Raw genomic sequence first — 14,300 nt, 5'->3', positions numbered from 1 at the left:
CAGGGAACAATGGCTGTGGGTTAACAACCATTATTATTCTTTAAAATCATTCGCATCTAGCTCATGGCGTGACAACAATTTATAAAATTCGGTCCGGTTACGTCCGGCCATACGAGCCGCCTGAGTCACATTACCTTTGGTGATTTGTAATAGTTTACGCAAATAATTCAATTCAAATTGATTGCGCGCCTCTACAAAGGTCGGTAATGCCGTATTTTCCCCTTCCAATGCCTGCTCAACCAACGCTTCACTGATAACTGGGGCTGAGGTTAATGCTACACATTGTTCAATAACGTTCACCAACTGGCGCACGTTGCCCGGCCAACTGGCGGTCATCAGCCGTTTCATGGCGTCAGTGGAGAAGCTACGGACAAAAGGCTTATGGCGTTTGGCGGACTCACGTAACAAATGATTAGCCAACAACGGAATATCTTCTGCGCGCTCATGCAGCGCCGGGATTTTGAGATTCACGACATTCAAACGATAGTAGAGATCTTCACGGAATTCATTCTTTGCCATCGCTTTTGGTAAGTCGCGGTGAGTGGCTGAAATCACCCGCACATCAATACTTAAATCGCGGTTACTGCCTAATGGACGCACTTTGCGTTCCTGCAATACGCGCAACAATTTTACCTGTAGAGACAACGGCATATCGCCAATTTCATCCAAGAATAGCGTGCCACCCTCTGCGGCCTGGAATAGCCCTTCACGGCTACTGACCGCACCAGTAAACGCCCCTTTGGCATGACCGAATAACTCAGATTCCAGCAACTGTTCAGGCAATGCACCGCAGTTGATCGCGATGAAGGCTTTTTTCGCCCGAGGACTGGCGGCATGAATCGCTTGAGCCAGCACTTCTTTACCGGTGCCGCTTTGCCCATTAATCAGCACGCTGACATCCGATTGCGCCACCATTTTAGCCTGCTCGAGCAAACGCAACATCACCGGGCTACGAGTCACAATCTCTTCACGCCAGCTATCATCACCAGCAGGAATAGACAGTTCTAACGCTGCATCAATTGCTTTATATAAAGCGTCGCGATCCACTGGTTTGGTTAGGAAGCTAAATACCCCCTGCTGTGTGGCGGCCACTGCATCAGGAATGGAGCCATGAGCAGTCAAAATAATCACCGGCATACCGGGCTGATGCTTCTGAATTTCAGCGAACAGCGCCATGCCGTCCATTTCATCCATTCGCAAGTCGCTGATAACCAGATCAATCTTCTCACGCATTAACAGACGCAATGCTTCCTGCCCACTTTCTGCAGTGGTGACATTAAACCCTTCACTGGTTAAACGCATTCCCAGCAGCTTAAGTAAGCTGGGGTCGTCATCAACCAGCAGTAGATTGGCCGGTTTGCGTGGCGTCATGAGATTCCTTATTCGTCGCAGGTGGGACATCAGTAGGTGGTACGGCTGGCGGCGCATAGGTATCAGCCGGTTTCTCTACCGGTTGCGGCGCAGGTTTGCTGTCGACTTGAGGCGCCACTGGCTTATTCTCAGCCGGTGTGGTTTCCGCAGGCTTGGCCTCAGTTGGCTTAGTCTCCGCAGGTTTGGCCTCGGCTGGCTGACTTTCAGCAGGCTTCACTTCCGACTTAGTATCAGATGGTTTAGCTTCTGCCGGTTTACTTTCTACAGCTTTGCTTTCAAGTGGTTTAGCCTCAACAGGTTTAGCGGGTTCCGCTTTTGGTTGAGGTTTGACTTCGGCGGGTTTAGGCACCGCAGATGCTGCTGCCTTGCTATCCACGTCAGTCTCAGGAATTTCATTTTGTAACTGCTTGCGCGATGAAAGTTGGCGTTCGATATCGGTAAGGTTTTCTAACTTACGAGTGGTATCCAGCAAATTGTATTGCAAGCGAACCTGACTTTCTCGCAGCCGGTCAATTTGAGCATCAGACTCCTCTTGTAAGCGCTGATAACGCGTGCGTTCTTCCGCTAAGGAGATGCGCAGAACTTGCTGCTCACGCCACAATTGAATCAGTGGACGTACCGCACCAGGGAAGCTTTGGCTATAACTGTTCAAGCGCTCAACCACTTGGCGACGCTCTGCAATCGTAGGCTCAGAGCTACTCAGCAAAATGCCCTGTTTAAAGGCAGCAGACCACGTTACGACCGATAATGTTTTCGCCAGCGCGCGCGCTTGAGTTGAGCCTAGTCGCTCGGCACAATCCATCGCCCGCAACCAGTAAAGGGAGTTTTCAAGTGTCTCTTTATCATCGAGATCCCACAGCACATCACAGGATAGTGTCCGGTAATCAACGATTTTAGTTTCGGGTATCACCATCTGAACCGCTTGTGAAAAACGGCTACTGGCCGGGTTATCCGTACACCCGGTAAGTAATAGAGGGGCCAGCAATAAAGCTCGCCAAAAAACACCCATGCCAAGCCTGCCCATAGGCATTGCCGTTACCGTTGGCGTAGGACATAAAAAGACGGTCTTTTTAATAATGTTGCGCATAGACCATTTGTACATTAGTTATTCATTCTCGGCGGTTAATGGCAATTCAATACGGAAGCAAACTGCGGCGTAATCCACAGACACCAATTGCAAGTCGCCCTGCATACGCTTGATGCAGTCTTGAGCAATACTCAAACCCAGCCCGCTGCCTTTGACGGCCCCTTTTCGCTGATGGCTTCCCTGAAAAAAAGGCTCAAATATCATGGTTTCTTCTGATACCGGAATCGACGCTCCAGTATTAGCGATATCAATTTGTACGCGGTTATTCACCTGACGGCTACGGATCCAAATGGTACCGGATTCCTCGCCATAGTGCACCGCATTGGAGTAGAGATTATCTAATACCCGCATCAATAATGTCGGATCTGCCCAACAAATGTCCGCCTGAAGATCCATCTCAGTACGAATCATCTTTGCTCGGGCTGGTAGGCTGTGCGCGGCAATCACATCTTCGACCATCTCAAGTAGTTCCACATTTTCAAGTTCACCGGGGCCATCCGCTAATTTACGGTTATAGTCCAATAATTGCTCAATTAATAATTGTAGATGGCGGCTACTATTGTCGAGGATGGCGACCACCTCTTTTTGATCTTGAGTTAATGGCCCGGCAACTTCATCGGCAAGCAGTTCCGTTCCTTCACGCATACTGGCCAATGGTGTTTTCAACTCATGGGATATATGGCGCAAAAACTCGTGGCGCTGCGATTCTAACCAAGCTAAACGTTCACTGAGCCAAATAATACGCTGCGCTAATGAACGTAACTCTCGTGGCCCTTTAAATAACGCCGTATTACCCAGTGGCCGCCCTTCTCCCAAGCGGTTAATCATTCGTTCTATGCCTTTAACCGGCCCGATAATCATACGGGTGAATAGCACCACCAGCAGCACACTCACCAAAAACAGTAATAGGGATTGCCAACCAAAGAATTGGCCGCGCTCGGCGATATCTTTTTGTAACTGTTGCCCACGGGAGAAAATCACATCACGGGTGGCCTGTACCATTTCGGCATTTGAGCGAGAGAACTGCTCTAATAAAAGAGAAGCATTTTGCTCTGGCCCACTATTTTTACATTGGATATCAGAAAGTTGTGTCAACAAGTCACGTAAAGTCTGGTAATAACGAACATCGGGCAGAATAGAGGCATGAGCATCAAGCATTTGGGCATATTGTTTACGCTGATGCTGATAGAGCTTCGCCAATGTTGCATCATCAAGTACACAATATTGACGATAACTGCGTTCCATTTCGAGCGCGATACTGGTCATCGCCTCACTACGCCGTGCATCTGCCAGCGTCGTGCGATTAATATCAGCCGCCTGAGTGCTTAAATGGTCAAGGCTCTGATACGCCTGATATGCCAGCACCAATAAAGGGAGCAGCACCAACAGAAACGCCATGAGCACCAATTGACGTAAAGAACGGGGGAACAAACGCCATCTTTTCAACGAAATCATCTCATTACCTATCATTCTGTTGTGATGCTAACTGACTCTGTCAGGATTACAATGCTTGTGATTCATTTAACGCTGACATGCCCAGAGTCGAGATAAAAAAAAAGCACTTAGCGTTGAGCAAAGTGCTTTTAATTGATGAATATAATTTATCCATTATCGTCAGAATCATCATCAGACCTGCTTTTATAATAAGTTGCAGCGAAAATGGAGAACTTTATCTATCTTTAACAGTAATCAGATGTGACAACGGGGCAATAAATTGCCCCGTCGCAGAATATGTGGATGCCCTTAAACATCGTCTCCAGTTTGATGAAGCCAAGGCAATCATCGGGAGGATGAGACGAATAGCATCCAGACATGTCCAAAATTGATGAACCATTCATCACAGTAGGACATAGGCGGCACCTCACTCAACGTGTCGTCCGATGTTTGATAAAGTGTATTCACACGATATCGGTTTAGGTGGACGATAGGTACCAGTCTTAGGCATCATTCGGTGGCTTATGAAGCGCATATTCCGCTTTACAGCGGGACTATCATAAAAAGTGAATGAGCAACTGATAGTAATAATGCAGTTAGCGTGCCAAGTTTCATAAAAATCATATAACACAATGATTTTAAATAAAAATAAATATTATCAGGAAACTAACTTTGGCATCATGTTCAGTAATTTGAGTTATTCATCTCTATTTTGTCGCTATTTCCCGACACCTAACCTGACATAAAATAAAAACCATATAAATCAATTAATTAAACGTCTCCTTTTTGAGACAGGCTTTATCCCAGTTGTCGCAATTTGCCGACAATTAAAAATAGTTATTTTAAATCAATAAGTTGAGATGGAAAGAATAAACGGCGATGAAAGTTATCCTTAGCCTCACTATCAGCCCCTTCCCCACCGCTGACCACTGCTTAAATAATTATCACGTTATAAATTATGAGATTTAATCACTTCTATAAATGAGTCACGCTAATGACCTGACTCTGGTTTCTGATGAAAAGATCGCCAAAGTGCAGAAAATAAAATACCGACAACGACTATGCCCATGACAAAGGGGCTTCATCGGTATCTGTCTCGGCGTTTCACTGACCTGTCATCTGGGAAACACTCATATGAAAATCCACTTTATCGTCATGGCCAGTGCACTGGTGGTCAGCGCCTTCGTCACCGCCCAGCCATTGGCTACCCCACGCGTAAACCCAGAGTTGATCAGCATGGGTTCGGCTGCTGATAATTTTTCGGTATATGGGATCCTAACAAGTTATTGGCTCAAGGATAAACGCGGTGAGATCCCAATAATGGTGACAACCCAAGAGCACTTATTGATTACTGCTCATATATACGATCAATATGACAATGAAAAAGCGCAGACCGCGACACTGATTAATAACCGTTCAAAGGGAATGACATTGCCATTAGAAAACTTTTCTGCCGGAGACTACCGATTAGTTATTACCTCATTAGATACAAATCATAGACATACGGATAAAACCTACTATATGACATTAACAAATACGACTGGCGAGGATTAACCTCATTAATAAAATATAAATCTGTCATACAAAGGAATCTACAGCATGATAAACATTACGGTCCTGTTATTTCCCGCAGTTATCCTTTTCTCTCCTTTAGCCTTATCCAGCTTTGATAACCTCCGTAGTAGCACTAAAATATACAACGCCGTATCCACTGAAATTGCCCACTTACTGACGATAGCAGCAAAGCAACAACAGAACGCTTTAATTAACTATAATAGTTTTCCCGAATTTGATATTGAGTTTACCGGTTCATATTATAATAAAGAGTCAGCGGTGTATGAAATTTCATTTACATTGGAATCACAGGGAATTTTGAATTACAACGCATATATTATCAATAATAATGACATGGAAATGGATAATGATTTCGGATACATTAACAATAATAAGAAGAACGTAAAGTTAAAAATGAACAGTGTTCAACCGGGAACATACCAGCTCATTATTGAACTTACAGATAATAGAAAAGAGACAAAGACCCGAACCCGGACAATAAACATTTTATAAATAATTCAATACCGCTATTTGAGATTAAGGGGGCATATTGCCCCCTCTTTCAATTAGCCTAATTGCTTACGCGCATTACGGAACATACGCATCCACGGGCTATCCTCGCCCCACTCTTCTGGGTGCCAAGAGTGACTGACTGTGCGGAAGACACGCTCAGGATGCGGCATCATAACCGTTGCACGGCCGCTAGCACTGGTCACGGCCGTAATACCATGAGCCGAACCATTCGGGTTAGCAGGGTATTGCTCGGTGACTACGCCTTGGTTATTAACAAAGCGCAATGCCACCAGATTGTTCTGCTCTATTGTTGCCAAATGGGCCGCATCACGAACTTCAACCTGCCCTTCACCGTGTGAAACCGCAATTGGCATACGAGAACCGGCCATATCCTGCATAAACAGTGATGGGCTATTCGCCACTTCCACCAGACTGAAACGCGCTTCAAAGCGATCAGACACGTTGCGAACAAAGCGTGGCCAGTGCTCAGCACCGGGGATAAGATCACGCAGATTAGACATCATCTGGCAACCGTTACACACCCCCAACGCAAGCGTTTCGGAGCGATGGAAGAACGCTTCGAACTCATCACGTACACGCGTATTGAACAGGATAGACTTCGCCCAACCTTCACCTGCACCTAATACGTCGCCGTAAGAGAAACCACCACAGGCCACTAAGGTCTGGAAGGATTGCAAATCCGTGCGCCCTGCCAGTAAGTCACTCATATGCACGTCAACGGCATCAAAACCAGCGCGGTGGAAAGCCGCCGCCATCTCAACGTGCGAGTTGACCCCTTGCTCACGCAGCACCGCTACTTTTGGTCGCGCTTGCTTGATAATGTAAGGTGCGGCGATATCTTCAGACGGATCAAAGGTTAGCTTCACATTCAGGCCAGGATCACTTTCATCCTGTTTCGCCAGATGTTCCTGATCCGCACAATCCGGGTTATCGCGCAGACGCTGCATTTGCCAAGTGGTTTCAGCCCACCACAAGCGCAGGGTACTGCGTTTTTCGCTGTACACCACCTCGGTGCCACTGCGGATATCAAAGATATCCCCCTCAACCGCACGCCCCAGATAGTGAATACAGTTTGCCAGACCATGCTCTGCCAACACTTTTTCCACTGCTGCTTGCTGCTCGGCACGCACTTGAATCACAGCACCCAGTTCCTCATTAAACAACGCAGCCAATGCATCGTCACCCAAGGCCTGAATATCCGCTTGCACGCCACAATGACCGGCAAAGGCCATTTCAGCCAACGTCACCAGCAGACCACCATCGGAGCGGTCGTGATAGGCCAGTAATGCCTGATCCGCCACTAAACGCTGCATCGCATTGAAGAAACCAGCCAACTGTTGCACATCACGCACATCAGCAGGTTTATCCCCTAACTGACGATAAACCTGTGTCAGGGCAGTGGCCCCCAGAGCATTGTGACCTGCGCCTAAATCAATCAACAGCAGCGCATTATCACCCTTATCAGTTCGCAATTGCGGCGTGACGGTGTGGCGCACATCTTCGACGCGAGCAAATGCCGTGATTACCAGAGACAACGGCGAAGTCATTTCACGCTGCTCATCGCCCTCCTGCCAGCGGGTTTTCATCGACATAGAGTCTTTGCCCACCGGGATGGTGATTTCCAGCGCTGGGCATAATTCTTCACCCACAGCACGCACCGCGTCATACAAACCGGCATCTTCACCTGGGTGCCCAGCAGCAGACATCCAGTTAGCCGACAGTTTGATGCGCTTGAGTTCACCAATTTGCGTCGCCGCAATGTTGGTCAACGCTTCACCCACAGCCAGACGAGCAGAGGCCGCAAAGTCCAGCAAGGCTACTGGCGCACGTTCGCCCAGAGACATGGCTTCGCCATAGTAGCTGTCCAAACTGGCACTGGTGACGGCACAATCAGCGACCGGAATCTGCCACGGACCGACCATCTGGTCGCGAGTTACCATGCCGGTAACAGTGCGATCGCCGATGGTTATCAAGAAGGTTTTCTCAGCAACCGCCGGCAAATGCATCACACGTTTTACTGCATCAGCAATACTGATTTCAGCCCGTTGTAGCGCCTCACCCTGTGCCTGGAGGCGGGTCACATCACGCAGCATTTTGGGCGTTTTGCCTAATAGCACATCCAGCGGCATATCAATGGGCTGATTGTTGAAATGGCGGTCATTCAAGGTCAAATGTTTTTCTTCGGTGGCTTCACCGATAACAGCATAAGGCGCACGTTCGCGACGGCAAATTTCATCAAATTGCGCCATCTGTGCTGGAGCTACTGCCAGAACATAACGTTCTTGAGATTCGTTGCACCACACTTCCAACGGACTCATGCCCGGCTCATCGTTAAGGATGTCGCGCAGCTCAAAACGACCACCGCGACCACCGTCACTGACCAACTCAGGCATGGCATTAGATAAACCGCCCGCACCGACATCATGAATAAACAGAATCGGGTTGTGATCGCCTAACTGCCAGCAACGGTCGATCACTTCCTGACAACGGCGTTCCATTTCTGGGTTATCGCGCTGTACTGAAGCAAAATCCAGATCCGCATCTGACTGACCGGAGGCCATGGAAGAAGCTGCACCACCGCCCAATCCAATATTCATCGCTGGCCCACCAAGCACCACCAGCTTGGCACCGACGACTATCTCACCTTTTTGCACATGATCAGCACGGATATTACCTATCCCACCAGCCAACATAATAGGCTTATGGTAGCCACGCAATTCGGTACCGTTATGGCTATTGACGCGCTCTTCATAGGTACGGAAATAGCCCAATAATGCAGGACGACCAAATTCGTTATTAAATGCCGCGCCGCCTAGTGGGCCTTCGGTCATAATATCCAGCGCGGTCACAATGCGTTCTGGCTTACCGAAATTCTCTTCCCATGGCTGTTCAAAGCCCGGAATACGCAGGTTAGAAACGGAGAAGCCCACCAATCCAGCTTTAGGTTTAGCGCCACGCCCGGTAGCACCTTCATCACGGATTTCGCCACCTGAGCCGGTCGCCGCCCCCGGCCACGGTGAAATGGCTGTTGGGTGGTTATGGGTTTCTACTTTCATCAAGATATGTGCCGCTTCCTGATGGTAGCCATAGACACCATTTTCTGGTGCCGCAAAGAAACGTCCAACCTGAGAACCTTCCATGACCGCCGCATTGTCTTTATAAGCAGACAGCACGTAATCCGGTGTGTGTTCAAAGGTATTTTTGATCATCTTAAACAGTGTCTTAGGCTGATTCACACCGTCAATTATCCAGTCCGCATTAAAAATCTTATGGCGGCAATGCTCGGAGTTTGCCTGTGCGAACATGTACAGCTCAATATCTGTCGGATTGCGCCCAAGGCCAGTAAAAGCAGTCAGCAGATAATCGATTTCATCCGGTGCCAGTGCCAGACCCAATTTAATGTTGGCCTGCTCTAATGCACTGCGGCCCTGAGTCAGAATATCGACCCGCTGTACCGGGGCTGGCTGATGATGAGAGAACAACTGCTCAGCCTGCTGCAAATCGGTAAACACCGTTTCCATCATGCGGTCATGCAGCAACGCCGACAATTGTTGCCATTGGCTGTCATTCAGGCCCGGGCCTTGTATATAGAAAGCCAGACCGCGCTCAAGACGCAGAACCTGCGGTAAAGCACAATTGTGTGCAATATCTGTCGCTTTGGAAGACCACGGGGAAATGGTTCCGGGCCTTGGAGTAACCAGAAGTAAGCGCCCTTGTGGCGCATGTTCCGGGAGAGATGGCCCATATTGAAGCAGCCGTTGGAGTCTGGCGTGTTCTTCAGCGCTCAATGGGGCGCTGACATCGGCAAAGTGAACATATTCAGCGTAGATATCATCTACCGGCAGATGAGCGTCCTGACAACGGGACAGCAGTTTGGTAATACGAAAAGCCGACAAAGCGGGCGAACCACGCAGTATTTCCATAATCTAAGTTTCTCTCGTCTTCGAAGCGACTGGAACAGCACTTCATTGGGCGCAACAGGGGAAAACGCGCGCCATTATAGTGAATCTAAGCCGCCGACGAAACCGTTTGCGTATCTATTATTAATAATTGCGTCAGAAACCTCTGTCAGAGATCTACAGCGAATAGCGGATAAATAAGCACGCAATAAAGTTGCACACTGACGATTTGTTGCGCAAAATGCCACTCCCCTGGGGATTTAACCATGTTGATTTTCGCTTTACAACGCACATATAAAGAGCGCTGCCGAGAGATAACTATTTGACGCGCATAAAATTAAATTACTTTGTCATCGGTGTAGTTGCCATACTTCTGGCCCTCGCGCTGTGGCCCAATATTCCTTGGCGCAATGGCCAAGAGGGGCAACTGGACCGTATAAAAGCCCGTGGTGAACTGCGAGTTAGCACAATAAGTTCACCGCTGATTTACTCAACCGGAAAGGATGGTCCTTCCGGTCTCGACTATGAGCTGGCAAAACGTTTTGCTGACTATCTAGGGGTCAAGCTGGTGATGACTCCGCATCATAATATTAACGATCTATTTGATGCTTTAGATAGCGACGATGCCGACATGCTGGCCGCTGGGCTGATTTATAACAGTGAACGCCTTAACCGGGCGCGCACCGGCCCCGCTTATTATTCTGTGTCACAACAATTGGTATACCGATTGGGCCAACCACGACCAAAATCATTCAGTGATTTAAAAGGTCAACTGATTGTCGCCTCCGGTTCCGCCCATATGACCACCTTGAAGCAGCTCAAACAGAGCAAATATCCGGACCTTAACTGGGGTTCATCCATTGATCGCTCGGGAAAAGAGCTGCTCGAGCAAGTCGCTGAGGGCAAACTCGACTATACCCTTGGCGATTCTGTCACTATCGCGCTGCTGCAACGCATCCACCCACAATTGGCAGTGGCTTTTGACGTGACAGATGAAGAACCCGTCACTTGGTATTTCCAGCAAGGTAATGATGACAGCCTGTATGCTGCAATGCTCGATTTCTATAGTCAGATGGTTGAGGATGGCAGTTTAGCGCGGCTGGAGGAAAAATATCTGGGCCATGTCGGCAGCTTTGATTATGTCGATACTAAAACTTTCCTGTCGGCCATCGATAATGTGCTGCCCGCCTTCCAGCATCTGTTTGAAAAACACGCTGGCGAAATCGACTGGAAATTACTGGCAGCAATTGCTTATCAGGAATCCCACTGGAACCCACAGGCCACATCACCGACTGGAGTTCGCGGTCTGATGATGTTAACCCGTGCCACCGCCAGTGGGTTGGGAGTTAAAGACCGGGTTGATCCTGAGGAAAGCATTAGAGGCGGCTCCATTTATTTGCAGCGCTTGATGAAAAAAGTACCGGATACCATTCCAGAAGATGAGCGAATCTGGTTCGCACTGGCCGCCTATAATTTGGGTTACGGCCATATGCTGGATGCCCGCCGGCTGACCAAAAGTCAGAACGGTAACCCGGATAGCTGGGTTGACGTAAAAATGCGGTTACCGATGTTAAGCCAAAAACGCTACTACCCAAGCACCACTTATGGTTATGCCCGTGGTCACGAAGCCTATAACTATGTCGAAAACATTCGCCGTTATCAGGTGAGTTTGGTGGGATATTTGCAGGAAAAAGAGAAAAAAGCAGCCCAACATGCCGCTATTGAGGCTGAACTGGGCAAAGCTTATCCGGTTGTCGGTCCTGGCTGGTCAATCAATAATTAGTGAGTTTCAGCTTTGACGTTGCAAAAGCAACGGCGCAGTCAATCACATCGTGTATGCGTCATTTGTTATCAGTTGTGGCACGTTTTAATGCTTTTTGCTGCTCACGGCGTAGGCGGAAAAATGCGCTCAACTGATGAGAGCAGGCATCAGCCAGCACTCCCGAACAAACGTCTATCTGATGATTCATGCCGGGATGACGCAAAATATCCACCAGCGAGCCGGCTGCACCGGTTTTCAAATCATTCGCGCCGTACACCAAGCGGCGAATTCGGCTATGTACCATCGCTCCGGCACACATCACGCAAGGCTCCAGCGTGACGTATAAAGTGGCATCGATTAAACGATAATTCTGCACGGCTTGACCACCTTGGCGTAGCGCCATGATTTCGGCGTGAGCTGTCGGGTCGTTATCGCGAATAGGCCGGTTCCACCCCTCACCGATGACCTGATTATCCAGCACTAAAATGGCTCCTACCGGCACTTCACCCTCGTCTTGTGCACGCAACGCTAATGCTAACGCGCGCTGCATCCAGTACTCGTCACTGTACTCAGGGGGTGAAACACATTCAGCAGACAAATTATTATCGATAGACACATTAACCTCACTGGCACTTTTGCGGCGTGCATTATACACAGCCATGGCGGCCTCCAACCAATATAAAGTAGCGAGGCATATAATGATCAGTTAATGTTCAGACAGGATAAAAATCATTCAGACCAATGGATGCCAAACAGATGAAACTCAGCAAGAAAAACGCCGCGACTGTACGCAAAACCCTTAAGGGATGGGCTAATGAGGGTGTGATTGGGGAAGAAGAGCATCAGCGCCTATTGGCAAATATTGATGTTCAGCCCTTTGATTGGCGTCGGCTGGCCGGTTATGCCTTTCTTGCCGCACTGGCTTCGCTGGTCATCGCTATTGGCAGCCTGATGGCCGATACTTTCCTATTAGATTGGATTAGCCAGTTCTTCCGTTTTGATCCCCCCGTGAGAGTTGCAGTCACAAGTGTGCTGGCGGCGGCTTTCTATGCTTGGGGTTTTTACCGCCGCCGACAAGACCCCAGCAAAATCTATAGCAATGAAGCGGTATTATTTCTCGGTGTCATCATGACCGCTGCCGCCATCGCCCAACTTGGCGTGTGGCTGGATAATGGCAGTGGTCGTATTTCTGCGTTATTACTACTGGGCACGGTTATCTATGCGCTGGTGGGTTGGTTTGGTCGCTCGCCACTGGTATGGCTGTTCGCCTTGCTGTCATTGGGGAATGCCTTTGGTGCAGAAACCGGTTACCTCTCCGGTTGGGGAGCTTACTGGCTAGGCATGAGTTATCCCATACGCTTTATTGCCTTTGGTTTGTTGATGTGTGCGTCAGCACTGGCATTGCAACCTCAACTGGCCGCTCGCAGACTTGAGAGAGTTTCACTGGCCATGGGGCTGCTTTATCTGTTTATCGCCTTGTGGTTGTTGTCTATTTTTGGCAATTACGGCGACATAGACCATTGGTATCAGGTGCGCCAGATTGAGCTGCTTCATTGGAGTCTCTTGTTTGCCATTGCAGCGGGTATCGCGATTTGGTTGGGGCTAAAACGAGATGATGCCATGCTGCGCGGCTTTGGCCTGACATTTCTTGCCATCAACCTCTATACCCGCTTCTTTGAGTTCTTTTGGGATGCCATGCCAAAGACCATTTTCTTCCTGCTGTTGGGTATCAGCTTATGGTTGCTCGGTAGGCATGCCGAACGGATTTGGCGGTTAGGGCATCATGAAGATGATGTCACTCATTAACGTATATTCTCTTCGTCTTTGAAGCTGCAGGGGTGTTAGCTGCGCACACCCCTGCAGCTTCAAGAGCGAAGGGTTACTCCAACTGCTGCAACTCACCCGTTCCACTCACCCGCCAGCGGTGCTCACAATATTTCAACAGCGGGTTGTCCTGCTTACTGTCACTGTACCCACTGTAGAGTTTCAACGGAGACCCCAGCCGCTGCTCTAATTGCACCACTTTCTCTGGCCCTAAGCAGCGCAGTGGTAGCACCCAGCCGCCATTACGCCGCGCCATACGGCTACCGACCAACTGTAAACGTGGCATGAATTCCGAGTCGTGATAAACCTGTTCGACCAACTGTTGTGGCGAGCCGGTAATCAACCATACATCGGTGTCTGTACGGTCCAGATATTGACGCAAGCGCATCATGACAACCGGAAACTCCGTCACTTTCTGTCGAAACTCCTGCACAAAACGTAATTCCAGATCTTTCAGGTGCGCTTCAGATCGCCCAAAGGTTATCGCCCACAGCAGCAGGCTCACCGGCCAGCGTGCGCAGCGCCCTCCCACCAGTAATCCCAGCCCAATGACTGGCAAGAGTGGAATAACCAACAAAAGATTCAGTGGTAAATGACGCAACAGAAAACGCAAAAAGCTGCCAAACATATCCTGCTGATGCAAAGTGCCATCTAAATCAAAGAAAACAACCCGTTTAACACTTTCCGGCTGAGGCTCTGCCCTGTGTTCAAAGGCCGATTTGGCGTGCTTCACACTCAAAACATCACTCCTATTTTCAATACAAAACCCACCTTATACCCAATAGATTTCATGATACAGGAAGGCGACTTACAAGCTCACCCCATGAGCTGATGA

Annotated in this window: 10 protein-coding genes; 4 read left to right on the top strand and 6 right to left on the bottom strand. The window is 48.8% G+C overall.

Features of this window, described 5'->3' with window-relative positions; translation table 11 throughout:
• Positions 1 to 33: 33 nt before the first annotated feature.
• The 3 genes from glrR to ACIOG0_RS05380 all read right to left on the bottom strand — a co-directional run bounded on the left by glrR (position 34) and on the right by ACIOG0_RS05380 (position 3,913).
• Positions 34 to 1,371: a two-component system response regulator GlrR gene (gene glrR / locus ACIOG0_RS05390; protein ID WP_050100809.1), complete on the bottom strand. Its 1,338-nt coding sequence runs from the start codon at positions 1,369 to 1,371 to the stop codon at positions 34 to 36.
• Positions 1,334 to 2,401 carry a two-component system QseEF-associated lipoprotein QseG gene (qseG, locus tag ACIOG0_RS05385; protein WP_235895310.1) on the bottom strand — a complete coding sequence of 356 codons (1,068 nt, stop codon included), beginning with the start codon at positions 2,399 to 2,401 and terminating at the stop codon, positions 1,334 to 1,336. The genes glrR and qseG overlap by 38 nt, the downstream gene beginning before the upstream one ends.
• Before the next feature lie 75 nt (positions 2,402 to 2,476).
• Positions 2,477 to 3,913 (bottom strand): HAMP domain-containing sensor histidine kinase, encoded by a 1,437-nt coding sequence (locus tag ACIOG0_RS05380; RefSeq protein WP_050100812.1) that lies wholly within the window; start codon positions 3,911 to 3,913, stop codon positions 2,477 to 2,479.
• Positions 3,914 to 5,026: 1,113 nt separating this feature from the next.
• Here ACIOG0_RS05380 and ACIOG0_RS05375 point away from each other — a divergent pair.
• Together ACIOG0_RS05375 and ACIOG0_RS05370 are read left to right on the top strand one after the other, a co-directional pair.
• Positions 5,027 to 5,446, top strand: a complete 420-nt coding sequence (locus ACIOG0_RS05375) for a hypothetical protein (RefSeq protein ID WP_128451376.1) — start codon at positions 5,027 to 5,029, stop codon at positions 5,444 to 5,446.
• A gap of 45 nt (positions 5,447 to 5,491) precedes the next feature.
• Positions 5,492 to 5,959, top strand: a complete 468-nt coding sequence (locus ACIOG0_RS05370) for a hypothetical protein (RefSeq protein WP_404704938.1) — start codon at positions 5,492 to 5,494, stop codon at positions 5,957 to 5,959.
• Positions 5,960 to 6,012: 53 nt separating this feature from the next.
• Here the strand turns inward: ACIOG0_RS05370 and purL are convergent, their stop codons facing one another.
• Positions 6,013 to 9,903: a phosphoribosylformylglycinamidine synthase gene (gene purL / locus ACIOG0_RS05365; RefSeq protein WP_050100822.1), complete on the bottom strand. Its 3,891-nt coding sequence runs from the start codon at positions 9,901 to 9,903 to the stop codon at positions 6,013 to 6,015.
• A 298-nt stretch (positions 9,904 to 10,201) separates the two neighbouring features.
• Between purL and mltF the strand changes: the two genes are divergently transcribed.
• Complete coding sequence (gene mltF, locus ACIOG0_RS05360) at positions 10,202 to 11,662, top strand: membrane-bound lytic murein transglycosylase MltF (RefSeq protein WP_050100824.1); 1,461 nt, start codon at positions 10,202 to 10,204, stop codon at positions 11,660 to 11,662.
• Between the two features lie 58 nt (positions 11,663 to 11,720).
• Here mltF and tadA read toward each other — a convergent pair whose 3' ends face one another.
• The gene (gene tadA, locus ACIOG0_RS05355) at positions 11,721 to 12,296 is read right to left on the bottom strand and encodes a tRNA adenosine(34) deaminase TadA (protein WP_050295840.1); all 576 of its coding nucleotides are present in this window, start codon (positions 12,294 to 12,296) and stop codon (positions 11,721 to 11,723) included.
• Positions 12,297 to 12,397: 101 nt separating this feature from the next.
• On the opposite strand from tadA, the gene ACIOG0_RS05350 reads away from it, so the two are divergent.
• The gene (locus tag ACIOG0_RS05350; RefSeq protein ID WP_050100921.1) at positions 12,398 to 13,447 is read left to right on the top strand and encodes a DUF2157 domain-containing protein; all 1,050 of its coding nucleotides are present in this window, start codon (positions 12,398 to 12,400) and stop codon (positions 13,445 to 13,447) included.
• Positions 13,448 to 13,520: 73 nt separating this feature from the next.
• On the opposite strand, the gene yfhb is transcribed toward ACIOG0_RS05350, so the two are convergent.
• Positions 13,521 to 14,204, bottom strand: coding sequence for a phosphatidylglycerophosphatase C (yfhb, locus tag ACIOG0_RS05345; protein WP_164908355.1), 684 nt, complete (start codon positions 14,202 to 14,204; stop codon positions 13,521 to 13,523).
• Positions 14,205 to 14,300 lie beyond the last annotated feature (96 nt).

Origin of the sequence: Yersinia vastinensis (assembly GCF_044905075.1) — a bacterium.
Lineage (GTDB): Bacteria > Pseudomonadota > Gammaproteobacteria > Enterobacterales > Enterobacteriaceae > Yersinia > Yersinia vastinensis.
The sequence above is the reverse complement of the archived record's forward strand: the minus strand, read 5'-3'. Positions and strand labels throughout refer to the sequence as shown.

What these genes read in the sequence shown, in the direction of transcription:
- glrR (WP_050100809.1), bottom strand. Translation starts at nt 1,371, where the DNA reads ATGACGCCACGCAAACCGGCCAATCTACTGCTGGTTGATGACGACCCC.
- qseG (WP_235895310.1), bottom strand. Translation starts at nt 2,401, where the DNA reads ATGCCTATGGGCAGGCTTGGCATGGGTGTTTTTTGGCGAGCTTTATTG.
- ACIOG0_RS05380 (WP_050100812.1), bottom strand. Translation starts at nt 3,913, where the DNA reads ATGATTTCGTTGAAAAGATGGCGTTTGTTCCCCCGTTCTTTACGTCAA.
- ACIOG0_RS05375 (WP_128451376.1), top strand. Translation starts at nt 5,027, where the DNA reads ATGAAAATCCACTTTATCGTCATGGCCAGTGCACTGGTGGTCAGCGCC.
- ACIOG0_RS05370 (WP_404704938.1), top strand. Translation starts at nt 5,492, where the DNA reads ATGATAAACATTACGGTCCTGTTATTTCCCGCAGTTATCCTTTTCTCT.
- purL (WP_050100822.1), bottom strand. Translation starts at nt 9,903, where the DNA reads ATGGAAATACTGCGTGGTTCGCCCGCTTTGTCGGCTTTTCGTATTACC.
- ACIOG0_RS05350 (WP_050100921.1), top strand. Translation starts at nt 12,398, where the DNA reads ATGAAACTCAGCAAGAAAAACGCCGCGACTGTACGCAAAACCCTTAAG.